Origin of the sequence: Streptomyces violascens, assembly GCF_014649955.1 — a bacterium.
In the GTDB taxonomy this organism is placed as follows: domain Bacteria; phylum Actinomycetota; class Actinomycetes; order Streptomycetales; family Streptomycetaceae; genus Streptomyces; species Streptomyces violascens.
The window spans coordinates 1-23,516 of the sequence record NZ_BMUA01000039.1; the positions used below are offsets into that span (position 1 = coordinate 1).

Here is a 23,516-nt window from a genome sequence, read left to right on the forward strand (position 1 = left end):
GCTTCATGACTGACCAAGAGGCCGCGCCGGTAAGATGTGTAAGAGTCATGCTCGTCGACGACCAGGTGCTGCTGCGCACCGGGTTCCGGATGGTGCTCGCCGCCCAGCCGGACATGGAGGTCGTCGCGGAGGCGGGCGACGGCGCGGAGGCGATCGACATCCTGCGCGCGACCGCCGTCGACGTGGTCCTGATGGACGTGCGCATGCCGAGGCTGGACGGCGTGGAGGCCACCCGGCGCATCTGCGAGGCGCCGAACCCGCCCAAGGTGCTGATCCTGACCACCTTCGACCTCGACGAGTACGCCTTCTCCGGGCTGAAGGCGGGCGCCAGCGGCTTCATGCTGAAGGACGTGCCGCCCGCCGAGCTGCTCGGCGCGATCCGTTCGGTGCACAGCGGCGACGCGGTGGTCGCCCCGTCGACGACCCGGCGGCTGCTCGACCGGTTCGCCCCGATGCTCCCGGCCAGCAGCAAGGAGCCCGAGCACAAGCAGCTGGAGAAACTGACCGAGCGCGAGCGCGAGGTCATGCTCCTGGTCGCGCAGGGCCTGTCCAACGGCGAGATCGCCGCCCGCCTCGTCCTGTCGGAGGCCACGGTCAAGACGCACGTGGGCCGCATCCTGACCAAGCTGGAACTGCGCGACCGCGTCCAGGTCGTGGTCCTGGCGTACGAGACGGGCCTGGTCCGGGCAGGCGGCGGCGCACTCTGAACCGCCGTGGCGAGGCCTGGAGCGCGGCCTTGAGCGGGACCGTTCCACCGGGTGCAGCCATTGCCGATAGTACGACGCTCGTCGTACTATCGGCCCTGTTCGGTACTCCGATCCGATCCGTTGCGGGGATGTGGCGTCATGCGTGCGATCAGGTTTGACCAGTTCGGCGGGCCCGAGGTGCTTCGGCTGGTGGAAGCGGAGGTTCCGCAGCCGGGGCCCGGCGAGGTGAGCATCGATGTCGCGTACGTCGGCATCAACTTCGCGGATCTCAAGGCGCGTTCGGTGGGATACCGGGTCGAATCGCTCCCCTTCGTGCCGGGTCTCGAACTCTCCGGCCGCATCCGGGCCGTCGGCGCCGGGGTCGAAGGGCTCGTGGCCGGGCAGGAGGTGGCCGCCATGACCGAGGGCGGCGCGTACGCGGACGTGGCCCTCGCCCCGGCCGTCACCGTCTTCCCGCTGCCCGAGGGCGTGAGCCTGCGCACCGCGGCGACTCTGCCCACCGTGCTGCCGACCGCGCACGCCCTGATCCACGAGGTGGGCCGGTTGCAGCCCGGCGAGAGCGTCCTGGTGCAGGGCGCCGCGGGCGGCGTCGGCACCGTCGCGGGGCAGCTCGCCAAGCTGGCCGGGGCGGGTGCGGTGTACGGCGTGGTCTCCAGCGAGGCCAAGGCCGACTACGCCCGTAAGCACGGATACGACGACGCCTTCCTGACCGGCGCGTTCGACGCGGACGTGCTGCGGGCCACCGGCGGGCGCGGGGTGGACCTGGTGCTCGACCCGGTCGGCGGTGAGACGTTGCGCCGGGGCCTGGAGTCGCTCGCCCTGTTCGGCCGGCTCGTCTCGTACGGCAACGCGAGCGGCGAGGCGGCCTGGCAGGTCGGGCAGGGCGAGCTGTACCCGCGCGGCCGGACCGTCTCGGGGTTCTCCATCCTGGGCCTCGCGGCCGGCGCCCCCCGTGCGCTGCGCGAGATCGCGGACCGGGCGCTGCGGCTGGCCACCAGTGGTCAGGTGGAGCTGCCCGTCACCGCCGAGTTCGCCCTCGAAGAGGCCGCCGCGGCGCACGAGTTGATGGAGGGCCGCACTTCTACGGGCAAGCTCCTGCTGCGGGTGTCCTGACCCCCCGGGGCCCCTTCGGGGGCATCAGCGCAGCACCCCCTCCAGAAAGTCACTCCCCAGCCGGGCCACGACCGTGAGGTCGAGCTGGTGCAGCACGTACCTCCCCCGGCGTCGCGTCGAAATGAGCCCCGCCCTCTTCAGGACGGAAAGGTGCCGGGACACCTCCGGCGCCGTGATCCCGTGTGAGTCGGCGAGCTCGCTCGTCGTGTACGGGGAGCGGGCCAGGTTGCGGCACAGGCGCATCCGCATGGGGTGGGCCAGCGCCTCCATCCGCAGCTTGAGGACCTCGACCGAGGCGGGCGAGGGCAGTTCGGGCCCGTGCACCGGGTAGTGGATCACCGGCCGCCAGCCCGGCGCGTGCAGCACCATCAGGTGCGGCCAGCCGAACGAGGTGGGCACGAAGGTGAGCCCCGCGCCGGGCTCGGGGTCGGTCGCGGTGGTGCGGCCCTCGGTCAGCTTGTCCACGCTGATCCGCGTCCCGCCCTCGTCCAGGCTGAGCGCGGCCGACACCGAGGCGACGGCCTCGTCGAGCCCCTTGCGGCGGAGTATCTCCGCCTTGTGCCGGGCATCCGCGGCCAGCTGGACCCGGATCCGCTGCCAGGTGTCCGCGAAGAAGGCCTCCTCGCAGTCCTCGAACAGGCGCCGCAGCCAGGCCCGTACGGAGGCCGGGTCGCTCAACAGGCGCTCGGCGAAATCCACTTGGCGTGGTCCCCGGACCGCCGCCATCTCCAGGGCACGCGCCCGCATCGCCGGATCGTGCAGCGGGGACGGCGTCCTGACCGCGTACAGGCTGGAGCAGGTGAACTCCAGGGCGGCGGAGGCGAACCGCTCGTCGGGGAGGCGGTCGAGCAGGTCGAGGTCCTCGGCGAGCGTCGAGCCGGGGGTGCCGTCCCAGCCCGGTATGCCCGCGAACGGCATGAACACGTCGGAGAACGTGTTGCGCCACAGGAACTCGGCCTCGTGCAGCCGGTCCGCCAGGTCGGGCTTCAGGGAGGCCGCGGTCGCCGTGACCCAGCCGTGCAGGCCCGGGTGGTGGCCGGGCTCGGAGAGCGCGTGCAGGGCCAGGCCCAGCTCGGCAAGCGGCGAGATCGCGAAGCCGATGCGCTCGGGCGGCAGGCCCGTGATGTCGATGGTCACGCTCATGGCCCCATGGTGCACCGCGGCACCGACGGAGCGGCCGCCGATTGACGGTCCCGGTCAATCGACGGCGCTGGTCAGGCCGTCATTTTGGTCCTGGCCCCATTTGACGGGGCTCGTCAATCGGCGCGCGGCCCGGCCGGGACGGGTTCACCGTGGAGGCATGGACGTGATGCAGCAGCACATGATCGACAGCTACCGCGCGGCCCGGCTCGGCGCGCCCGCCCCGCCGGTGCCGGGCACCCACGACGTGGCGGTCCTGCGCGGGATACGGGACTACCGCCGCTTCGAGGCGGTCCTGGCGGGCCGGCTCGCCACGGGCCGGCTGCGGGCGGCCCTGGCCCACCTGTTCGCCCCCCGCCACCCCCGGAGTCACCCGCCCGCCTGCCGCTGACCCCGTTACGACAGGAGCCGTACGAACTCCGCCACCGCGGCCCGTACGTCCTCGGCGCTCCACGCGAGGCCCGGGGCGTTCACCGTGACCTCGGTGACGGCCAGGCCCGCCGGGCCCGAGGGGTTCGGGAACCAGCGGCGGAACAGGCAGACGCCGCTCTCCTGCGCCTGCCGCAGCGACGCGGCGTTGAGGACCTCGGCGTCGTACGGCAGCCACACCTGGAACTGGTGGGTGTGCGGCGGCTCGGGGTGCACCCGGAACCACGGCACGCCCGCTTCGGCGAAGCCCTCTTTCATGGCCGAGGCCACCACCTTGGCGTGGGCCACGTACGAGGGGAGCTCCGGCAGCTCCTTGCGCAGGCCGATCAGGCCGGCCAGGGCGGCGGGGAACTGCTGGAAGAGCTGGCCGCCGTAGCGGTGGCGCCAGGTGCGGGCCTCCGCGATCAGCGACTCGGAGCCCGCCAGGACGGCGCCGGACAGGCCGCCCATCGTCTTGTAGAAGGACACGTACACGCTGTCCGCGAGGCCCGCGACCTCCCGCAGGGGGCGGCCGAAGTGGGTGGTGGTCTCCCAGATCCTCGCGCCGTCGAAGTGCACCACGGCGTCCCGCTCGCGGGCCGCCTCCACCACGGCGACCAGCTCGTCCCAGGTCGGCAGCACGAACCCGGCGTCGCGCAGCGGGAGCTCCAGCATCAGCGTGCCGAACTGCTCCTCGAAGCCCAGCACCTCCTCCGCGGTGGGCAGCCGGGGCTCGTCCGTCGGGTGGACCGTACGCAGGCCGCTGACCTGGCTGAACGCCTGGCGTTCATGCACCTCGGGGTGGGCGAGCGGGTGCAGGGCGACCGTGGGGTTCCCGGTGCGGGCCGCCCAGCAGCGCAGCGCGACCTGCTGGGCCATCGTGCCGGTGGGGAAGAAGGCGGCGGCCGGGAAGCCGAGCTCCTCGGCGGTGCGGCGCTCCAGCTCGGTGACCGCGCCGTTGCCGTAGATGTCGGTGAACTCGTCCAGGTCGTAGACCTCGGCGCCGTCGGTCAGGAGGGCCGTCAGGCGCTCCGCGAGGGTGTGGTCGACGCCCTGCTCCGCCAGTGTGTGCTTGGCGCCTCTGAAGACGGTCAGGCGGTGTCGCAGGGCCTGTTCCGGAGTTTCCTCCGGCGCCCCGCCCGGGGTGTCGGCGGTGGATTCGGAGGGGGAGTTCGGCTCGGTTTCTGGCATGGGGCGATGATCGCCCACACCCTGTGGACAACCAAGGGGGTTTGCGGGGCCTGGGCGTAGCATGACGGGGCCGTTTGAATTTGGTTTGGCGTCCGGTACCCCTCGCGGACTGGAACGGAAGGCCCCCACCGCGTGAACGCACCATCAGAGCACCGCCCCGAGCACAGCCCGGCGGACCGCCCCGCCCGCCTCACCGTGGGCGTCGTCGGCGCGGGCCGGGTCGGCCCCGCGCTCGCCGCGTCCCTCCAGCTGGCCGGGCACCGCCCGGTCGCGGTCTCCGGCGTCTCCGACGCGTCGGTGCGCCGGGCCGCGACCCTGCTGCCCGACGTGCCGCTGGTCCCGCCCGCCGAGGTCCTCCGGCGTGCCGATCTCGTCCTGCTCACCGTCCCCGACGACGCGCTGCCGGGCCTCGTCGAGGGCCTCGCCGAGACCGGCGCGATCCGTCCGGGCCAGCTCCTGGTGCACACCTCCGGGCGGTACGGCACGGCCGTCCTGGACCCGGCCCGGCGGGCCGGCGCGCTGCCGCTGGCACTGCACCCGGCGATGACGTTCACCGGCACGGGCGTGGACGTCCAGCGCCTGGCGGGCTGCTCGTTCGGCGTGACCGCCCCCGAGGAGCTGCGGCTCGCCGCCGAGGCGCTGGTCATCGAGATGGGCGGCGAGCCCGAGTGGATCGAGGAGGCGAACCGCCCGCTCTACCACGCGGCCCTCGCCCTCGGCGCGAACCACCTGGTCACGCTGGTCGCCCAGTCCATGGAGCTGCTTGGCCAGGCCGGTGTCGCGGCCCCCGACCGCATGCTCGGCCCGCTGCTCGGCGCGGCCCTCGACAACGCCCTGCGCTCGGGCGACGCCGCCCTGACCGGACCGGTCGCGCGCGGCGACGCCGGCACGGTCGCCGCCCACGTGGCCGAGCTGCGCAAGCACGCGCCGAGCACGGTCGCCGGATACCTCGCGATGGCCCGTACGACCGCCGACCGGGCGCTCGCCCATGGACTGCTGAAACCCGAGCTCGCCCAGGACCTGCTCGGTGTGCTCGCCGAAGGAGAAGCCCGATGACAGCACGGACCGCTCTCGTCCGTACGGCCGCGGAGCTCGCGGCCCTGGAGCGGACCGGCCGCCGGGCCGTCGTCATGACCATGGGCGCGCTCCACGAGGGCCACGCCACCCTGATCCGTACCGCGCGCCGGCTGGCCGGGCCCGACGGGCAGGTCGTGGTCACGGTGTTCGTCAACCCGCTGCAGTTCGGCGCGGGAGAGGACCTGGACCGCTATCCGCGCACCCTGGACGCGGACCGCGCGATCGCCGAACGCGAGGGCGCCGACGCCGTGTTCGCGCCGTCCGTCGAGGAGGTCTATCCCGGCGGCGAGCCCCACGTGCGCGTCACCGCGGGCCCCATGGGCGAGCTCCTGGAGGGCGCCGTACGGCCCGGCCACTTCGACGGCATGCTGACCGTCGTCGCCAAGCTGCTCCACCTGAGCGCGCCCGACCTCGCCCTGTACGGGCAGAAGGACGCCCAGCAGCTGGCGCTGATCCGGCGCATGGTGCGCGATCTGAACTTCCCCGTGGAGATCGTCGGCGTGCCGACGGTGCGCGAGGACGACGGGCTCGCCCTGTCCAGCCGCAACCGCTACCTCGACCCGGCGGAGCGCACCGCGGCCCGCGCCCTGTCCCGCGCGCTGTTCGCGGCCCGCGACCGGCTCGCCGCCGAGCACGCCCTGCACGCGCGGGCCGCCGCCGGGGGCGCGGTCTCGGGCCGGGCCGACGCGCTCACCGCGATCGGCGAGGCCAGGGCCGCGGCCGACGCCCACGCGGTCGCCGCGGCCGCGCCGTCCCCCGCGTCGATCAAGGCCGTCGCCCAGGGCGTGCTCGACGAGGCGGCCAAGCTCGAACCCCCCGTCGTGACCGACTACTTGGCGCTGGTCGACCCGGCGACGTTCACCGAGGCCCCCGAGGGGTTCGAGGGCGAGGCGATCCTGGCGGTCGCCGCCCGCGTCGGCACCACGCGCCTCATCGACAACATCCCGCTCACGTTCGGAGCACCGGCATGACAAGCACCGGAATACGGCTCGACGCCCCCGCACCCGGCTGGGCCATCGACGCGGACGTCGTGGTCGTCGGCTCCGGCGTCGCGGGCCTGACCGCCGCCCTGCGCTGCACCGCGGCGGGCCTGGCCACCGTCGTCGTCACCAAGGCCCGCCTGGACGACGGCTCGACGCGCTGGGCGCAGGGCGGCATAGCGGCCGCCCTCGGCGAGGGCGACACCCCCGAGCAGCACCTGGACGACACCCTGGTGGCCGGCGCGGGCCTGTGCGACGAGGACGCGGTACGCCTCCTGGTCACCGAAGGCCCGGACGCCGTACGGCGGTTGATCGCCACCGGCGCCCACTTCGACACCGACGACTCCGGCGCGATCTCGCTGACCCGCGAGGGCGGCCACCACCGCCGCCGCATCGCGCACGCGGGCGGCGACGCCACCGGCGCCGAGATCTCCCGCGCGCTCGTCGAGGCCGTCCGCACCCGGGCGGTGCGCACCATCGAGAACGCCCTGGTCCTCGACCTCCTCAAGGACGAGGACGGCCGCACCGCGGGCATCACCCTGCACGTCATGGGCGAGGGCCAGCACGACGGCGTCGGCGCGGTCCGCGCGCCCGCGGTGGTCCTCGCGACCGGCGGCATGGGCCAGGTGTTCTCGGCGACCACCAACCCGTCCGTGTCCACGGGCGACGGCGTGGCCCTCGCGCTGCGCGCCGGCGCCGAGATCTCCGACCTCGAATTCGTCCAGTTCCACCCCACGGTCCTGTTCCTCGGCGCCGACTCGGAGGGCCAGCAGCCCCTGGTCTCCGAGGCCGTACGGGGCGAAGGCGCCCACCTCGTCGACGCGGCCGGCACCCGCTTCATGCTCGGGCAGCACGAGCTGGCGGAGCTCGCCCCCCGCGACATCGTCGCCAAGGCCATCACCCGCCAGATGCAGGCCCGGGGCACCGAGCACATGTACCTGGACGCCCGGCACTTCGGCGCCGCGATGTGGGAGCAGCGCTTCCCGACGATCCTGGCCGCCTGCCGCTCGCACGGCATCGACCCGGTGACCGAGCCGATCCCGGTCGCCCCCGCCGCGCACTACGCCTCCGGCGGCATCCGCACCGACCGGCACGGCCGCACCACGGTGCCCGGCCTGTACGCGTGCGGCGAGGTCGCCTGCACCGGCGTCCACGGCGCCAACCGGCTCGCCTCCAACTCCCTCCTGGAGGGCCTGGTCTTCGCCGAGAACATCGCGGCGGACATCGCGGCCGGTGCCTCGACCCCCGTACGGGACAAGGCGGTCGGCTCGGCTCTTCCCGCCGGGGCGCACGGCGAGCCCGTGCCGCTGCTCGACCCGGCCGCCCGCATCCAGATCCAGCGGATCATGACCGAAGGCGCCGGAGTGCTGCGCTCCGCCGACAGCCTCGCCGAGGCGGCCGGCCGCCTGGAGGCGATCCGCGCGGACGAGCACAAGGCCGCCGTGCCCGGCGTCGAGGCGTGGGAGACCACCAACCTGCTGCTCGTCTCGCGGGTCCTGGTCGCCGCGGCGGCCGCCCGCGAGGAGACCCGCGGCTGCCACTGGCGCGAGGACCGGCCGGACCGCGACGATGCGTCCTGGCAGCGCCACCTCGTCGTCCGCATCACCCCCGAGCGGTCCCTGGACATCCGCCCCACCGCCAGCGCCACCTTCCCCCCGACCGTCGCCGCCACCCCCCTGGAGCCGTAACCGTGAGCACGCCCGAGGAACTCCGTCCCCAGCCGGTGGACGTCCCCCTGATCCAGATCGGTGCGCCCGCCCAGGGCGGCGGCTGCGGCGACGACTGCGGCTGCGGCTCCGAGGAGGTGTACGAGTGCGGGCTCGACCCCGCGCTCGCCGCCCTGCTCGCCGAGTCGGGTCTCGACCCCGTCCAGGTCGAGGACATCGCGCACCTCGCCATCGAGGAGGACCTGGACGGCGGCGTGGACGTCACGTCGGCGGCCACCGTCCCCCAGGACGCCGTCGCCACCGGCGACTTCACGGCCCGCGAGGCCGGCACGGTCGCGGGCCTGCGCGTCGCCGAGGCGATCCTCTCCATCGTCTGCACGGAGGAGTTCGAGGTCGAGCGGCACGTCGCGGACGGCGACCGCGTAGAGGCCGGCCAGAAGCTCATCAGCGTCACGACCCGCACCCGCGACCTGCTGACCGGCGAGCGCAGCGCGCTCAACCTGCTGTGCCGCCTGTCCGGCATCGCGACCGCCACCCGCGCCTGGGCGGATGCCCTCGAAGGCACCGGCGCCAAGGTCCGCGACACCCGCAAGACGACCCCGGGCCTGCGCGCCCTGGAGAAGTACGCGGTCCGCTGCGGCGGCGGCGTCAACCACCGCATGTCCCTCTCGGATGCGGCCCTGGTCAAGGACAACCACGTGGTGGCAGCGGGCGGCGTCGCCGAGGCCTTCAAGGCCGTACGCGACCGCTTCCCCGACCTCGCCATCGAGGTCGAGGTCGACACCCTGGCCCAGGTCACCGAAGTACTGGACGCCGGGGCCGACCTGATCCTGCTCGACAACTTCACCCCGGCCCAGACGGCCGAGGCGGTCGCCCTGGTCGCGGGCCGCGCGATGCTCGAATCCTCGGGCCGCCTCACCCTGGCCAACGCCGCCGAGTACGCCGCCACCGGCGTCGACTACCTGGCGGTGGGCGCCCTCACGCACTCCTCGCCGATCCTCGACATCGGTCTGGACCTGCGCGAGGCCGGAGAGGGCCGGGCCTGATGCTGCTCACCATCGACGTCGGCAACACCCACACCGTCCTCGGCCTGTTCGACGGCGAGGAGGTCGTCGAGCACTGGCGGATCTCCACCGACGCCCGCCGCACCGCGGACGAGCTGGCCGTGCTGCTCAACGGCCTGATGGGCACCCACCCGATGCTCGGCGCCGAGCTCGGCGACGGCATCGAGGGCATCGCGATCTGCGCGACCGTCCCGTCCGTCCTGCACGAGCTGCGCGAGGTGACCCGCCGCTACTACGGCGACGTCCCCGCGATCCTGGTGGAACCGGGCATCAAGACGGGCGTGCCGGTCCTGACCGACAACCCGAAGGAGGTCGGCGCCGACCGCATCGTCAACTCGATCGCCGCCGTCGAGCTCTACGGCGGCCCGGCGATCGTCGTCGACTTCGGCACGGGCACGACGTTCGACGCGGTCAGCGCGCGCGGCGAGTACATCGGCGGCGTCATCGCCCCCGGCATCGAGATCTCCGTCGACGCGCTCGGCATCAAGGGCGCCCAGCTCCGCAAGATCGAGGTGGCCCGCCCCCGCTCGGTGATCGGCAAGAACACCGTCGAGGCCATGCAGGCTGGCATCGTGTACGGCTTCGCGGGCCAGGTCGACGGCGTCGTCAAGCGCATGAAGCGCGAACTGGTCGGCCCGGACGGAGACCCGGACGACGTCACCGTCATCGCGACCGGCGGCCTCGCCCCGATGGTGCTCGGCGAGGCCGAGGAGATCGACGAGCACGAGCCGTGGCTGACCCTGATCGGCCTGCGCCTCGTGTACGAGCGTAACGTCTCGCGCTCCTGAAGCGGCGGCCGGGCGCATCGGGACCCACCCCGACACGCGCCCGGCATCGGCCTGTTAAGCGGATTTTGTCCCTGTAGGACGTATCGTCGCCGCATGCCCACGCCCTACGGATCCCGAGGCGGCATGGCGTTCGGCGCGGACGAGCTGCGTGTGCTCCGACGCGCCCTGGCCATCGCCCTGCACCCCACCGCCGTCAAGGACCAGGACATCAAGGACTGCCTGCGCCTGGCCGACTCCGTGGACGAGGCCGTCCGCGAGGCGGACCGGCTGCGCGCCTTCCTCCTGGCCGACCTCGCCCGTTACCGTGACGCGCTGCCCGGCTCGCTGCCCGGCTACACCGAGCTGCTCCAGGACGCCCTGGCGGCCGGCTACGACCCCGGGCCCGACGACCTGGCCGCCCTGCGCGCACTGCGCTCCGATCCGGTCTGCGCGGCCCTCCTGGAGCGCTGCCGCCGGATCGCGGAACGCTCGGTGCGGGCCCGGCTGGCCGGCCGCACGGCCGTCCCGCCGGCCCAGCGCACCCGGCTCCTCACGCTGGTCGACGGGGGCGCCGCGGACAAGGGCAGGGGCAAGGACAAGTCGGCCGAGCCACGCCCCGCGGCCCCGGCCCGCCCGGCGCCCGCCCACCCCGCGCCGGACCGCCCCGTACCGAAGCCCTCCGAGGTCTTCCCACCGCGCCGCCGTCCCGTGCCTCCGCCGGAGGAGCGGCGAGCGGGTTAGGCCCCGGCCCTGGCCCACCGGCCACCCCTGGCTACCCTGTCGGTATGGACTACGTTTCCGCGCTTCTGCCCCCCGTGGTGATGGCCATCTTCTTCATCGCGCTCGTCGTGACGATCGTGAAGAGTCAGGGTGGTCCGAACAAGGGCAAGGAGGACGCGGCCGTGGACGGCGCGCTCGCCCGCGCCGAGGCCGCCCGGCAGAAGCCCGCCTCCTCCTGACCGCGCGGTCCGGACGGCACACACAGCGGGGGCGCACGGGGCATTTCCCCACGTGCGCCCTTTTTGCTGCGCGCTAACTGCAAATAACCAGCCATTCGCGACATCTCCCACTATGGTGCAGATGTGCCCCGCCAATTGGGAGAGCTGGAAGACGCCGTCATGACCCGCGTCTGGCAGTGGAACCGTCCGGTGACCGTCCGGGAAGTCCTCGAAGACCTTCAGCAGGAACGGTCCATCGCGTACACCACGGTCATGACCGTAATGGACAATCTCCATCAGAAGGGCTGGGTCCGCCGGGAAGTCGACGGACGCGCCTATCGATATACGGCGGTCTCCACACGGGCCGCGTACGCCGCGGCTCTGATGAACGAAGCCTGGTCCCAGAGCGACAACCGCGCCGCCGCACTCGTCGCCTTCTTCGGCATGATGTCCCCCGAGGAGCGCGAAGCGCTGCGTGATGCCGTGCGCATGGTGCAGGAGCCGGAACCCGAACGCGATCGCGAAGCCGAACACGGATCCGAAGAGTCCCCACGATCCGAAGAGTCCCAAGAGGGCGATGCGCCCGGGGACAGTGCGGGGCGATAGCGTCCAGGCATGTCTTATCCCGCCGCAAATGCGGTCACCGTCCGCCGGGCCAGGACCGGCGATGTACCGGCCGTGCGAAGCCTTCTCGATGCGTACGTCGGCGACGGGATCCTGCTCGACAAAGCAACGGTCACCCTTTACGAGTCCATCCAGGAGTTCTGGGTGGCGGAACGCGACTCGGACGCCCGGGTGGTGGGCTGCGGGGCGCTGCACGTGATGTGGGAAGACCTCGCCGAAGTGCGCACTCTTGCCGTCGACCCCGAGTTTCACGGCAGCGGCATCGGACATCTCGTACTCGGCAAGCTGCTCCAGACCGCCCGCTGGCTCGGAGTGCGCCGGGTTTTCTGTCTTACCTTCGAGGTCGCCTTCTTCACGAAGCACGGGTTCACGGAGATCGGGGAGACTCCGGTCGATACCGTCGACACAGATGTCTACAGCGAGCTGCTGCGCTCCTATGACGAGGGCGTCGCCGAGTTCCTCGGTCTCGAACGAGTGAAGCCGAACACCTTGGGCAACACCCGGATGCTTCTGCACCTGTGATCGGGGAAGCGGCAGGAAGCTGTCGGAACCCTATGTCCGAATCGCGTACGTTTCCCTGGAGCCAAGGATCCCGAACCTCTCCAGGGGGTTTGTGTTTTTCAGGCAAAAGCGGTTTCCTTTCCGCGTACTGCATTTTCGATGAAAGGAAATCCGGTGGCACAGAAGGTTCAGGTCCTTCTTGTCGATGACCTCGACGGTGGCGAGGCTGACGAGACCGTGACGTTCGCTCTTGACGGGAAGAGCTTCGAGATCGACCTCACCACCGCCAACGCGGACAAGCTCCGGGGTCTCCTTGAGCCGTACGTGAAGAGCGGCCGGCGCACCGGTGGCCGCGCGGCCGGCGGTCGTGGCAAGGCCCGTGGTGGCGCGCTGCTCGGTACCGGCAACCAGAACACTGCCGAGATCCGCAAGTGGGCCAAGGAGCAGGGCTACAACGTGAACGACCGCGGACGCGTCCCGGCCGAAATCCGTGAGGCCTACGAGAAGCAGAACGGCTGAGTTCCCGCGTTCCCCGCACCACCTGGGGATTTCGCGTGAAACAACCGGGCCCGGTGGCATTCCGTCGCCGCCGCGGCCACCAGCCTCACGAGGCTGAGGCCCGCGGCGCGACCGCCCGGCAGGGTCCCCGGACCCTGGGAAGCGCCCTTTTCACCGGCACCACCGCACTGAGTGAATCCGGTGAAAGAGGGCAGCCGAGCTTCCACCTCGCACCCGGGCTCGGGGGGTCGCAGCCATACGGCGGCCCCCCGCGAGCCGGCCCATCCCGGCGGCAGGGGTGCGGTGATCCGGCCCCCGGCGCCGACGGCCGTCAGATCGAGGCCGACGCCGCCCCACTCCAGCCAGTCGAGCAGCCCCGGCAGCTCGTCCGCGCTTCCGGCCGCCACGAGCAGCCGCATCCGGTGTCCCACGAGGGCGACCGGGCCCGTCCGTTCGTACCGCTTCAGCAGGGCGGATCCGGCGGTCGCCGGGAGTTCCAGGACGTCGAAGCGCAGTCCGGTGAGCAGCTGGACGGGGGGACCCGCGCAAACGGCCCAGCCGAGCTCGCGCTCGTACCACTGCGCGAGCGGGCCATCCAGGGGAGCGCGGGGTGCCGGCACGGTGAAGGCCATGCCCGGAGCAACTGGAGAAACGTCGTGGGGTTACGCTGAGTTTCCGGACCACTGCGCTCCGTTGTGGAATGCGGGACGCGTGGGGCTGTGGGTGGGCGCAAGGTTGTTCGCCCGTAGCTTACGGAACCGGGGTGTGCCGCATGGAGTGTCGGTCCCGACGGGTAAGACATTCCTAGTGGGGAGGGGCGACGCGCTCGTCAGGCGGTCTCACGTTCGCCATCGGCGTACTGGAGACAGGGGTATCTGCCTGGCCTGCGGGAACATCGTCTCGCACCATCGGGTTGGAGCAGTTGTCGGCTGTTCGGGCCGGGAGGCAATGAACGGGTGTCGGCAGTTGGAATGAGCTGTCCCGCCCTGCGGGACTAGCATGCGGAAGGACAGGGAGGGGACCGCCCCCTTACTGCCCGACCGCTCTGAGGAGCGATTAACGATGTTCGAGAGGTTCACCGACCGCGCGCGGCGGGTTGTCGTCCTGGCTCAGGAAGAAGCCCGGATGCTCAACCACAACTACATCGGCACCGAGCACATCCTCCTGGGCCTGATCCACGAGGGTGAGGGTGTCGCCGCTAAGGCCCTGGAGAGCCTCGGGATTTCGCTCGAGGCGGTCCGCCAGCAGGTGGAGGAGATCATCGGCCAGGGCCAGCAGGCCCCGTCCGGGCACATCCCCTTCACGCCCCGTGCCAAGAAGGTCCTGGAGCTGTCGCTCCGCGAGGCCCTCCAGCTCGGCCACAACTACATCGGCACCGAGCACATCCTGCTCGGCCTGATCCGCGAGGGCGAGGGCGTCGCCGCCCAGGTCCTCGTGAAGCTGGGCGCCGATCTCAACCGGGTGCGGCAGCAGGTCATCCAGCTGCTCTCCGGCTACCAGGGCAAGGAAGCCGCCACCGCCGGCGGCCCTGCGGAGGGCACTCCCTCCACGTCCCTGGTGCTCGACCAGTTCGGCCGCAACCTGACGCAGGCCGCTCGCGAATCCAAGCTCGACCCGGTCATCGGGCGCGAGAAGGAGATCGAGCGCGTCATGCAGGTCCTGTCGCGCCGTACCAAGAACAACCCGGTGCTCATCGGCGAGCCCGGCGTCGGCAAGACCGCCGTCGTCGAGGGCCTGGCCCAGGCGATCGTCAAGGGCGAGGTGCCCGAGACGCTCAAGGACAAGCACCTGTACACGCTGGACCTCGGCGCCCTGGTCGCCGGATCCCGCTACCGCGGTGACTTCGAGGAGCGCCTGAAGAAGGTCCTCAAGGAGATCCGCACCCGCGGCGACATCATCCTGTTCATCGACGAGCTCCACACCCTGGTGGGTGCGGGTGCCGCCGAGGGCGCGATCGACGCCGCCTCGATCCTGAAGCCGATGCTGGCCCGCGGTGAGCTCCAGACCATCGGCGCCACCACGCTCGACGAGTACCGCAAGCACCTGGAGAAGGACGCCGCCCTCGAGCGCCGCTTCCAGCCCATCCAGGTCGCCGAGCCGTCGCTGCCGCACACCATCGAGATCCTCAAGGGTCTGCGCGACCGCTACGAGGCCCACCACCGCGTCTCGATCACGGACGAGGCCCTCGTCCAGGCCGCGACGCTGGCCGACCGGTACATCTCGGACCGCTTCCTGCCGGACAAGGCGATCGACCTGATCGACGAGGCCGGCTCCCGGATGCGCATCCGCCGGATGACCGCGCCGCCGGACCTCCGCGAGTTCGACGAGAAGATCGCGGGCGTGCGCCGCGACAAGGAGTCGGCCATCGACTCCCAGGACTTCGAGAAGGCGGCCTCTCTCCGCGACAAGGAGAAGCAGCTGCTCGCCGCGAAGGCCAAGCGCGAGAAGGAGTGGAAGGCCGGCGACATGGACGTCGTCGCCGAGGTCGACGGCGAGCTGATCGCCGAGGTGCTGGCCACGGCCACGGGCATCCCGGTCTTCAAGCTCACCGAGGAGGAGTCCTCGCGGCTGCTCCGCATGGAAGACGAGCTGCACAAGCGCGTCATCGGCCAGAAGGACGCCATCAAGGCGCTCTCGCAGGCCATCCGCCGCACCCGTGCAGGCCTGAAGGACCCGAAGCGCCCCGGCGGTTCGTTCATCTTCGCGGGCCCGTCCGGTGTCGGTAAGACCGAGCTGTCCAAGACGCTCGCCGAATTCCTCTTCGGCGACGAGGACGCGCTGATCTCCCTCGACATGTCGGAGTTCAGCGAGAAGCACACGGTTTCCCGCCTCTTCGGTTCGCCCCCCGGTTACGTGGGTTACGAAGAGGGCGGCCAGCTCACCGAGAAGGTGCGCCGCAAGCCGTTCTCCGTCGTCCTCTTCGACGAGGTCGAGAAGGCCCACCCCGATATCTTCAATTCCCTGCTCCAGATTCTGGAAGACGGTCGCCTGACCGACTCCCAGGGCCGGGTCGTGGACTTCAAGAACACGGTCATCATCATGACGACCAACCTCGGGACCCGGGACATCTCCAAGGGCTTCAACCTGGGCTTCGCCGCCCAGGGCGACGTCAAGACCGGCTACGAGCGCATGAAGGCCAAGGTCAACGAGGAGCTGAAGCAGCACTTCCGCCCCGAGTTCCTGAACCGTGTCGACGACACGGTGGTCTTCCACCAGCTCACCGAGGAAGACATCATCGAGATCGTCGACCTCATGATCGCCAAGGTGGACGAGCGCCTCAAGGACCGCGACATGGGCATCGAGCTCAATGCCGAGGCCAAGTCGCTGCTCGCCAAGAAGGGCTACGACCCGATCATGGGCGCCCGGCCGCTGCGCCGGACGATCCAGCGGGAGATCGAGGACATCCTCTCCGAGAAGATCCTCTTCGGTGAGCTGCGCCCCGGTCACATCGTGGTCATCGGCACCGAGGGCGAGGGTGAGGAGAAGAAGTTCACCTTCCGCGGCGAGGAGAAGTCGGCCCTGCCCGACGTCCCGCCGATCGAGGACGCGGCCGCAGGCGGCGCGGGTCCGAACCTGAGCAAGGAGGCGTAGTCCTCTTCGGAGGTCTTGCCTGAAGGGGCTGCCCCGGCTCGTACGTGACGTACGGACCGGGGCAGCCCCTTTTGTTGTCCCGGTGGAATGGTTCGACTCGCCTGATCGGTCAAGGGAGTTCGGGCGGGGGCGGGCCGCCGTTGACGGTGACCGTCAGGCCGGGGCGGCGCAGCAGGGCGGCCGGGTTCCAGGAGCCCGCCTGGACGGTGCCCACCGCGAGGTCCACCGTCGTCAGTGCGGGGAACACCGCGAGGACCGCGCCGAGGTCGCCGTCGGAGTTGGCGAGCCACAGGTCGAGGTGGCGCACGCTCGGCAGCGGCGCCACCCCGGCGAGGGCTGCCACCGAGCTGAGCGCGACGCCGAGCCGGGTGATGCCGGGCCGCCCGCGTACGTACGCCAGCAGTCGCCGGGTGGTGGCCGAGGAGGAGGGGGCGAGCTCCAGGTAGCTGAGGGCGGGCCAGCGGCTCAGGGCGTCGAAGCCGGCGACCTGGTCGGCCTCCAGATGCAGGGTGGTGACGCCGCCGAGGACCGGCAGCTGGGCCAGGTGCAGGTCGGTGCTGCTGCCGAACAGCAGGGTGCGCAGCGCGGGGAGCTCGCCGAGCGGGGACAGATCGACCTCCTGGGCGGACACGTCGAGCAGCCCGAGCGAGGTCAGCCTGGGCAGCCGGGCGAGCTGGGTGAGGTCGCGCAGGCCCGAACCCCGCAGCACCTCCAGGTCTTCGAGACGCTCCGCACTGTCCCGCAGGAACGCCAGGTCGGTGAGGCTCTCGCAGCCGTTCAGGCGCAGGGCCGCGACCTTGCGGCCACGCAGCGCCGTGTGCAGCTCGTCCGCGGTGAGGTCGGGCGGCACGGTGATCCACAGTCGGCGGGCCTCGGGGACGTGCGGGAGCTGGGCGAGCTGCCAGCGGGTCTCCACGTGCAGCCGGGCCTCGCGCAGGTCGAGGTGGGCGAGGACTTCGCGGGCGTACCGCTCGGCCGGGTAGCGCGACCACTCGGTGGCGAACAGGTCGACGGCGTCCGGGTGGGCCGCGGACCAGGCGCGGGCGTGCTCGATGGACTCGGCGTTGCCGACCCGGTTGATGAGCCCGACGACGTTCGCCAGCGCTTCGGGGGGTGTGTCGTCCGGGGACGGTAAATGGGTGAGGACGGTCGGGCCGAGCCGGGCGAGAAGCGTAACGGTCTCCAGGTCGCGGGGCGGGAGCAGCGCGCCGATGTGCTCGCGGACCCGGCGGGCGGTCGTCTCGTCGAGGTAGGCGGCGTGCTGGGCGCACCGGGCCGCCAGTACGTGGATCTTGGCCTTGTCCTGGTGGCTGTGCCGGCGGGAGCCCGCGTCGAGCAGGCCGTTGATGAGGACCGGCCGGTCGCGGCGGCCGCAGTGCCCGGCGGCGAGCAGGATCACGTCCTGCCACTGCTGCTCCTCGGAGGCGTGCCGCAGGAGTTCGCCCAGGTGGCCGTCCTCCACGAATTCTTTCGCTGCCAGGAAGTCCTGGAAGGTGCGGTGGGTGAACTGGAAGACGTCGTCGGCGCGTTCCTGGAGCAGCCCGCTGCGGTTGAGCAGATGCCGCAGTACGTCTTCGGGGGTGCCCTGGCCGCGTACGTTCTCCATGCCCGACAGGGCCCGCTTGAGCTGACGCAGCGCCTGGTCGCGGGAGAACTCCGACTGGCCCTCGCGCACCAGCCACACCGCGATCCGCTGGAGCAGCTCGGTGCACTCGTCGGCGCTGATCTGGATGCCCTCGGGCGCCTCCACCTTCCTCTGCTGGTCCCGGTTGCCGAGGAGCATCCGTAACGCCGCCTCGTACAGCTTCCAGCGGGTGTCGGGCAGGAATCCCTGACGCAGCCGGTGCAGGGCGCAGATCACCGCGCAGAGCAGGGGAGTACGGGCGAGGCCCCGCAGGGTGCTGTTCTGCTTGAACTGCTCGGACAGGTCGCGCTCCAGCTCGTCCAGGTCCTCGTGCGGGCCGCTGTCGAGCCGGGCCGCGCGGTGCCAGGCGGCGATGAACGCGGTGATGTCCTCGTCGTTCATCGGGAGCAGCCTGAGCTCCTCGAAGCCCGCGTACTTCAGCCAGTCCGGCTCGACCGCCATCGGCCGCACCGTGACCACGCAGCGGGTGCGCGGATAGCGGTCGAGGAGCGCCGCGAGCCAGCGGTGCGCCTCCTCGCGGTCCTCCTGGGGGACCTCGTCGAGGCCGTCCACCAGGAGCAGCGCCTGCCCGGTCTTCAGGACGCGCCCGGCCCAGCCCTCGGGCGCCGCGTCCACCACCAGGCGTGCCGCGGTGGGGAGTTGGGCGGGCAGCGGGAAGGTCGCGCCCTGGGCGCGCAGGGTGCGCAGCGGCACCACGAACGGGACGAGCGCGTTGAGGTCCGCGAGCCCCGGGCCGAGCCGCCCGGCCGCCGCGTGCGCCGCGAGCCACCACACCAGGGTGGTCTTGCCGGCGCCCGCCTCGCCCCTGATGAGGACCCGGGGCCGGGAGGCGAGCAGGGCGTCGATGCGCTGCGGCGCGCTGTCCATCAGCGGGCGGCCCGCCTGCGGCGGCTCGGTCGCCTTGGGCCTGGCCTCCAGGCTGAGGTAGGCGGTGTCGAGGTCCCACTCGGAGTCCCGCTTGTTCAGCTCGTCCAGGCCGAAGATCTTCGTCTTGCGGTACGAGGCGCCGATGGCCTCCGCGTACTCGTGCTCGTAGCGCTGGTCCTCCGGGGGTACGCCGGTGACCAGTTCGAGGCTGGTCACCGCGGTCAGCGTCGCGAACGCGGCGCGGAATCCCTCCGAGGCGAAGACGCCCCGCAGCGGCACGCACACCACCCGGCGGTGGCCGCGCCCCCGCGGGATCTCCTTGACCAGGCCGAGCAGGGTCGCCGCCGCGAACAGCGGCGCGCCCGACAGGCCCGCGAGCGGCGAGCTGCCGTCCGCGCGCTCACTGGCCGGGGGCCGGTGCAGCTCGCAGACCAGGTCGTCGCGCAGACTGCCCGCGACCGGCAGGACGGTGCCGACGAACTGGTCGTAGTCGAGGTGGTGGTCCGCCCCGTAGCGCTGGATGTCGGGGAAGCCGATGATCTCGCAGCCGGGCAGCGACTGCGCGGTGTCCACGGTGCCGAGCCGCAGCAGACCGGGAAGCAGTTCCTCGTCGCTGTAGATCAAAGCCGCATCCAACTGGGCGTCCTGCCACAGCACCTGACCGGTGACCTCGCCGATGGAGGGGTGGGCGAGCCGGACCGGCGGGGCGCCCGCCAGGTTGTGCGCACAGGTCAGCACCAGCCAGGGGGACACGATGACCCCGCTGCCCTGGCGCCCGTCGGACAGCACGGCCACGACCCGGTCGGCGGTCGTGGGCAGTGACGTGCTCACCGCGGCCCGGTCCCGAAGCCGCCACCGGGCCGGTCGTTGCCGACCTTCCAGGCGGAGCCGTCGGCCGCGGCGTGCGGCTTCAGGGTGAACGACACCTTGTGCGTACGTCCCGTACTGCGCCCGGCGTCGGCGCCCGCGTCCACCACCCAGGCCCGGACCTTGAGGCCGCCCTTGAGCTCCCTGCGGAGTTCGAGCGTGAACTCCATCTGGATGTCGCCGAGTTCGAACACCAGCGGCTGCCCGGTGGCCCGGGCGGCGGCCTCGGTGAGCTGATCGCGTACGGACTCGATGGCGTCGGCCAGCTCGATCCCGCCGAACGCGTGCGTGTCGTCTTCGTGTCTGCTGTCGGTATGCCTGTCGTCGGCCATGCCCGCGACCCCCTCGCCTCGCCCCAATTCTGGCTCTGTGGAAGGGAGTTGGGACAGGGTCGTGCGCGTACGGCTAGGCTGGCTTGGGGCATTAGGTTGCTGCCTAATGTACCTAGCATCAGCGTCCTGGGCATGAAAGCCGTAACCGGGCCGAGCGCATGCCGCGTTGCGGCAGGCGGGGCCTTGGTCCCCTCAAGGGAAGGGCCTATGGCCCGGTGGCGGTGATAAGGCGCACAGGGGGTTTGGGGGGTACTACGGGGCTTAGGGGGTATTGGGCGGGGATTTCGAGTATTCCCGGCGTGATCGATACGGCTTTCGTTAGTAGATGGGCGTTTTGGGTGGGGATGGGAGTTCGGGTTACCAAGGTGGGGCGACCCGGTGTGCCGTTCTGCGTGCCGGGTTCTCGCTTGCCGGCCGAACTCGTTCGGCGGCCGCCCCTGTCGTCGTACGGAAGAGCTCCCGCATGCCCCAGCGCACCCCGTTCAAGCCCGCCCGCCCGTCCGCGTTCCGTCTGCGCGCCGCGGCCGTGACCGCCGTCGCCGCGATGGGCGGCGCCGCCCTCCTCGGTACGGGTGTCGCGGTCGCCGACGAGGTGAAGGCCGCTCCGCTCGCGCCCGCCTCCGCCACCACGAACGCGGTCGCCGGCCAGGCCAAGGCGCAGGCGAAGGCGGCCGCGGCGAAGCAGGCCAAGGCCGCCTCCTGGGTGCACCCGGTCGCGCGCTACACGCTGAGCGCGAGCTTCGGCCTGGGCGGTTCGATGTGGGCGAGCAAGCACTCGGGGCAGGACTTCGCGGTGCCCAGCGGCACGCCCGTCTCCGCCGCGCACGCCGGAACCGTCGTCAAGGCCGGCCCGGTCGGCGCCGGTGACGGCCCCGCGTACGGCAACGCGATAGTGATCAAGCACGCGAACGGCGCGTACTCGCAGTACGCCCACCTGTCCCAGATCAACGTGCGCATCGGCCAGGGCGTGGCCACCGGCGAGCGCATCGCGCTGTCCGGCAGCACGGGCAACTCCAGCGGCCCGCACCTGCACTTCGAGATCCGCAAGACGCCGAACTACGGCTCGGCGATCAACCCGGTCGCCTTCCTGAAGACCGTGGGCCTGACCGTCTGACCGCTTGTCCGCGTTATCCGCGCGTGTTGTGGTGGGCCTGGACGACCAGGTCATTGGCGACTTCGAGGATGCTGGTGCGCTTCTCCTCGGGGTCGCCTTCCATGTCTTTGAGGACGAACATCCCGGCATGCATCGAGAACAGCGCCGTGAAGCAACGGATGCGGTCGGACATCGCGGAGTCCGGGTCCTTCAGCAGGTCGACCATCGCGTGCATCCGCTCTTTGAACATCTCGCCGATGCTCAGCTCGCGCATGGTCGCCTGGTTCTCCTGCATGAACCGGAACAGCGGCTCGGCCCCGATGAGGGCCTCGCTGTAGCGGCGCAGGATCTCCAGCTTCACGTCCAGCGTCTTCGGCTGCGTGCGGCCCCACTCGATCACCTCGTCCATGGGCCTGGTGAGGTCCTGGAAGAGGCTGATGATGATGTCTTCCTTGGTCTTGAAGTGGTAGTAGAGCGCGGCCTTCGTCACATCGAGCCGCTCGGCGATCTCGCGCAGCGAGGTCTTCTCGTACCCCTGCTCACCGAAGAGCTCCAGGGCAACGTCCTGGATCCGCTGGCGGGTGTTTCCTCTGGCCATGCCGCTCTCCCGAATGCGTACGGCCGCCGTCCCCCGGCGGCCGTGCCGTTTGCCATTTACTTGCTTGACGCCCGGCAAGTTGGGGTCTACCTTCCCCAGTGTAGTGGTAACTAGCCGGGCGACAAGTAAGTGCCTCGGTGAACACAGGGCAAGAAGGCCAGGGAGTTGGGGACGATGGCGGGGATACCTGAAGAGACGGCGACAGAGGCGGGGGTGTCCGAAGCGCCGCAGCCGCGCAGCGTACGGGTCGTGCTGCTCGCGCTCATGATCGCGATGCTGCTCGCGATGCTCGACAACATGATCGTGAACACGGCGATGCCGACGATCGTGGGCGAGCTCGGGGGACTTGAGCACCTTTCCTGGGTGGTGACCGCGTACACCCTGGCCACCGCCGCCTCCACGCCGATCTGGGGCAAGCTCGGCGACATGTACGGGCGCAAGGGCGCCTTCCTCACCTCCATCGTGATCTTCCTGATCGGCTCCGCGCTCAGCGGCATGGCGCAGGACATGTCCCAGCTCATCGGCTTCCGCGCGATCCAGGGCCTCGGCGCGGGCGGCCTGATGGTCGGCGTCATGGCGATCATCGGTGACCTGATTCCGCCCCGGGACCGCGGCAAGTACCAGGGCATGATGGCCGGCGTCATGGCGCTCGCGATGATCGGCGGCCCGCTGGTCGGCGGCGCCATCACCGACCACCTCGGCTGGCGCTGGACGTTCTACATCAACATCCCCCTCGGCGCGGTCGCGCTCGCCATGGTCACCGCCGTACTGCACCTGCCCAAGAAGCGGGCGCGCGGGCGGATCGACTACCTCGGCACGATTCTGCTGACCGTCGGCATCACCTCGATCGTCCTGGTCACCACGTGGGGCGGCTCGCAGTACGCCTGGGGCTCCGCGATCATCATGGAGCTCATCGCCCTCGGCGTGGCCTCGATCGTCGGCTTCCTCTTCGTCGAGACGAAGGCCGCCGAGCCGATCGTGCCGCTGCACATCTTCCGCAACCGCAACTTCTCGCTGATGTCCGGGATCGGCTTCCTCACCGGCTTCGTGATGTTCGGCGCGATGCTGTTCCTGCCGCTGTTCCAGCAGTCCGTGCAGGGCGCCTCGGCCACCAACTCCGGCCTGCTGCTGCTTCCGATGCTGCTCTCGATGATGGTCGTCTCGCTGATCGCCGGGCGGGTCACCACCAACAGCGGCAAGTACAAGATCTTCCCGATCCTGGGCGGCGCGCTGGTCGTGGTCGGCCTGTTCCTGCTCTCCACGATGGACACCACCACGACCCGGTTCATGTCCGGGGTCTACATGGCGGTGCTCGGCGCGGGCATGGGCTTCCTGATGCAGATCACGATGCTGGTCGCGCAGAACAGCGTCGAGATGAAGGACATGGGCGTCGCCTCGTCCTCCACGACCCTCTTCCGTACGCTCGGCTCGTCCTTCGGCGTCTCGATCATGGGCGCGATCTTCACCAACCGGGTGGGCGACGAGATGGCCCACCGTCTCGGCCCGGGCGCGGGCAAGCTCGCCTCCGCCCAGCTGGACGCGTCGGCCCTGGCGAAGCTGCAGGCTCCGGTGCGTGAGGCGTACCAGTACGCGGTTTCCTCCGGTACGCATGGAACGTTCCTGGTCGGTTCGATCATCGCGGTGGCCATGTTCGTGGCGGCCTTCTTCGTGAAGGAAGTCCCGCTGCGGGGCTCCGCTCCGGCCCCGTCGCCGGAGAAGTCCGCCCCGGCGGACGCGGCGGCCCTCTCGGAGCCGGTCGCCTAGGGCCTCCCCGCCCTGAGGCCCTGCCGTCGGATCGGCTGGGCTCGCACCCCGGGGCTCCGCCCCGGACCCCGACGCGCTTTCCCA

At 71.2% G+C, this 23,516-nt stretch carries 22 protein-coding genes; 16 read left to right on the forward strand and 6 right to left on the reverse strand.

Annotated features, from left to right (window positions below; translation table 11 throughout):
- Positions 1–5 precede the first annotated feature (5 nt).
- Together IE206_RS38395 and IE206_RS38400 are read left to right on the forward strand one after the other, a co-directional pair.
- Entirely contained in the window at positions 6–707 is a 702-nt protein-coding gene (locus IE206_RS38395) for a response regulator (RefSeq protein ID WP_189970818.1), read from the forward strand.
- A gap of 138 nt (positions 708–845) precedes the next feature.
- On the forward strand, positions 846–1,820 hold the full coding sequence (locus IE206_RS38400; protein WP_189970738.1) for a quinone oxidoreductase family protein: 975 nt from the start codon (positions 846–848) through the stop codon (positions 1,818–1,820).
- Between the two features lie 24 nt (positions 1,821–1,844).
- On the opposite strand, the gene IE206_RS38405 is transcribed toward IE206_RS38400, so the two are convergent.
- The gene (locus tag IE206_RS38405; RefSeq protein WP_189970820.1) at positions 1,845–2,957 is read right to left on the reverse strand and encodes a DUF5937 family protein; all 1,113 of its coding nucleotides are present in this window, start codon (positions 2,955–2,957) and stop codon (positions 1,845–1,847) included.
- Positions 2,958–3,120: 163 nt separating this feature from the next.
- Here IE206_RS38405 and IE206_RS38410 point away from each other — a divergent pair, with 163 nt between their 5' ends.
- Positions 3,121–3,351 carry a hypothetical protein gene (locus IE206_RS38410; protein WP_189970741.1) on the forward strand — a complete coding sequence of 77 codons (231 nt, stop codon included), beginning with the start codon at positions 3,121–3,123 and terminating at the stop codon, positions 3,349–3,351.
- Between the two features lie 5 nt (positions 3,352–3,356).
- On the opposite strand, the gene IE206_RS38415 is transcribed toward IE206_RS38410, so the two are convergent.
- Positions 3,357–4,559 carry a threonine aldolase family protein gene (locus IE206_RS38415; protein WP_189970743.1) on the reverse strand — a complete coding sequence of 401 codons (1,203 nt, stop codon included), beginning with the start codon at positions 4,557–4,559 and terminating at the stop codon, positions 3,357–3,359.
- 132 nt (positions 4,560–4,691) lie between these two features.
- On the opposite strand from IE206_RS38415, the gene IE206_RS38420 reads away from it, so the two are divergent.
- The 10 genes from IE206_RS38420 (at position 4,692) to IE206_RS38465 (ending at position 12,696) form a co-directional block, all read left to right on the forward strand.
- On the forward strand, positions 4,692–5,615 hold the full coding sequence (locus IE206_RS38420; protein WP_189970745.1) for a Rossmann-like and DUF2520 domain-containing protein: 924 nt from the start codon (positions 4,692–4,694) through the stop codon (positions 5,613–5,615).
- Complete coding sequence (gene panC / locus IE206_RS38425; protein ID WP_189970747.1) at positions 5,612–6,607, forward strand: pantoate--beta-alanine ligase; 996 nt, start codon at positions 5,612–5,614, stop codon at positions 6,605–6,607. The genes IE206_RS38420 and panC overlap by 4 nt, the downstream gene beginning before the upstream one ends.
- Complete coding sequence (locus IE206_RS38430) at positions 6,604–8,304, forward strand: L-aspartate oxidase (protein WP_189970749.1); 1,701 nt, start codon at positions 6,604–6,606, stop codon at positions 8,302–8,304. Before panC ends, IE206_RS38430 begins: the two co-directional genes overlap by 4 nt.
- Positions 8,305–8,306: 2 nt before the next feature.
- On the forward strand, positions 8,307–9,329 hold the full coding sequence (gene nadC, locus IE206_RS38435; RefSeq protein ID WP_189970751.1) for a carboxylating nicotinate-nucleotide diphosphorylase: 1,023 nt from the start codon (positions 8,307–8,309) through the stop codon (positions 9,327–9,329).
- A complete protein-coding gene (locus IE206_RS38440; protein ID WP_053729116.1) occupies positions 9,329–10,135 on the forward strand; it encodes a type III pantothenate kinase in 807 nt (268 codons plus the stop codon). The genes nadC and IE206_RS38440 overlap by 1 nt, the downstream gene beginning before the upstream one ends.
- A gap of 123 nt (positions 10,136–10,258) precedes the next feature.
- Positions 10,259–10,855, forward strand: coding sequence for a hypothetical protein (locus IE206_RS38445; RefSeq protein WP_189970822.1), 597 nt, complete (start codon positions 10,259–10,261; stop codon positions 10,853–10,855).
- 44 nt (positions 10,856–10,899) lie between these two features.
- Positions 10,900–11,073, forward strand: coding sequence for a hypothetical protein (locus IE206_RS38450; protein WP_189970753.1), 174 nt, complete (start codon positions 10,900–10,902; stop codon positions 11,071–11,073).
- A gap of 123 nt (positions 11,074–11,196) precedes the next feature.
- Positions 11,197–11,658, forward strand: a complete 462-nt coding sequence (locus tag IE206_RS38455; protein WP_189970755.1) for a BlaI/MecI/CopY family transcriptional regulator — start codon at positions 11,197–11,199, stop codon at positions 11,656–11,658.
- A gap of 9 nt (positions 11,659–11,667) precedes the next feature.
- Positions 11,668–12,198: an amino-acid N-acetyltransferase gene (locus IE206_RS38460; RefSeq protein WP_189970757.1), complete on the forward strand. Its 531-nt coding sequence runs from the start codon at positions 11,668–11,670 to the stop codon at positions 12,196–12,198.
- A 153-nt stretch (positions 12,199–12,351) separates the two neighbouring features.
- Positions 12,352–12,696, forward strand: coding sequence for a histone-like nucleoid-structuring protein Lsr2 (locus tag IE206_RS38465; RefSeq protein WP_189970759.1), 345 nt, complete (start codon positions 12,352–12,354; stop codon positions 12,694–12,696).
- Here IE206_RS38465 and IE206_RS38470 read toward each other — a convergent pair.
- A complete protein-coding gene (locus IE206_RS38470) occupies positions 12,675–13,307 on the reverse strand; it encodes an SCO3374 family protein (RefSeq protein WP_189970761.1) in 633 nt (210 codons plus the stop codon). The genes IE206_RS38465 and IE206_RS38470 overlap by 22 nt on opposite strands.
- A 430-nt stretch (positions 13,308–13,737) precedes the next feature.
- Here IE206_RS38470 and IE206_RS38475 point away from each other — a divergent pair, with 430 nt between their 5' ends.
- A complete protein-coding gene (locus IE206_RS38475; protein ID WP_053729110.1) occupies positions 13,738–16,266 on the forward strand; it encodes an ATP-dependent Clp protease ATP-binding subunit in 2,529 nt (842 codons plus the stop codon).
- A 109-nt stretch (positions 16,267–16,375) separates the two neighbouring features.
- Here the strand turns inward: IE206_RS38475 and IE206_RS38480 are convergent, their stop codons facing one another.
- Complete coding sequence (locus IE206_RS38480) at positions 16,376–19,609, reverse strand: NACHT domain-containing protein (RefSeq protein ID WP_226599014.1); 3,234 nt, start codon at positions 19,607–19,609, stop codon at positions 16,376–16,378.
- The gene (locus IE206_RS38485; protein WP_189970763.1) at positions 19,606–19,977 is read right to left on the reverse strand and encodes a trypco2 family protein; all 372 of its coding nucleotides are present in this window, start codon (positions 19,975–19,977) and stop codon (positions 19,606–19,608) included. Before IE206_RS38485 ends, IE206_RS38480 begins: the two co-directional genes overlap by 4 nt.
- A 463-nt stretch (positions 19,978–20,440) precedes the next feature.
- On the opposite strand from IE206_RS38485, the gene IE206_RS38490 reads away from it, so the two are divergent.
- A complete protein-coding gene (locus IE206_RS38490; RefSeq protein WP_189970765.1) occupies positions 20,441–21,091 on the forward strand; it encodes a M23 family metallopeptidase in 651 nt (216 codons plus the stop codon).
- 13 nt (positions 21,092–21,104) lie between these two features.
- Here IE206_RS38490 and IE206_RS38495 read toward each other — a convergent pair whose 3' ends face one another.
- Positions 21,105–21,668, reverse strand: a complete 564-nt coding sequence (locus IE206_RS38495; protein WP_189970768.1) for a TetR/AcrR family transcriptional regulator — start codon at positions 21,666–21,668, stop codon at positions 21,105–21,107.
- A gap of 174 nt (positions 21,669–21,842) precedes the next feature.
- On the opposite strand from IE206_RS38495, the gene IE206_RS38500 reads away from it, so the two are divergent.
- Complete coding sequence (locus tag IE206_RS38500; RefSeq protein ID WP_189970770.1) at positions 21,843–23,432, forward strand: MDR family MFS transporter; 1,590 nt, start codon at positions 21,843–21,845, stop codon at positions 23,430–23,432.
- The last annotated feature ends 84 nt before the right edge of the window (positions 23,433–23,516 follow it).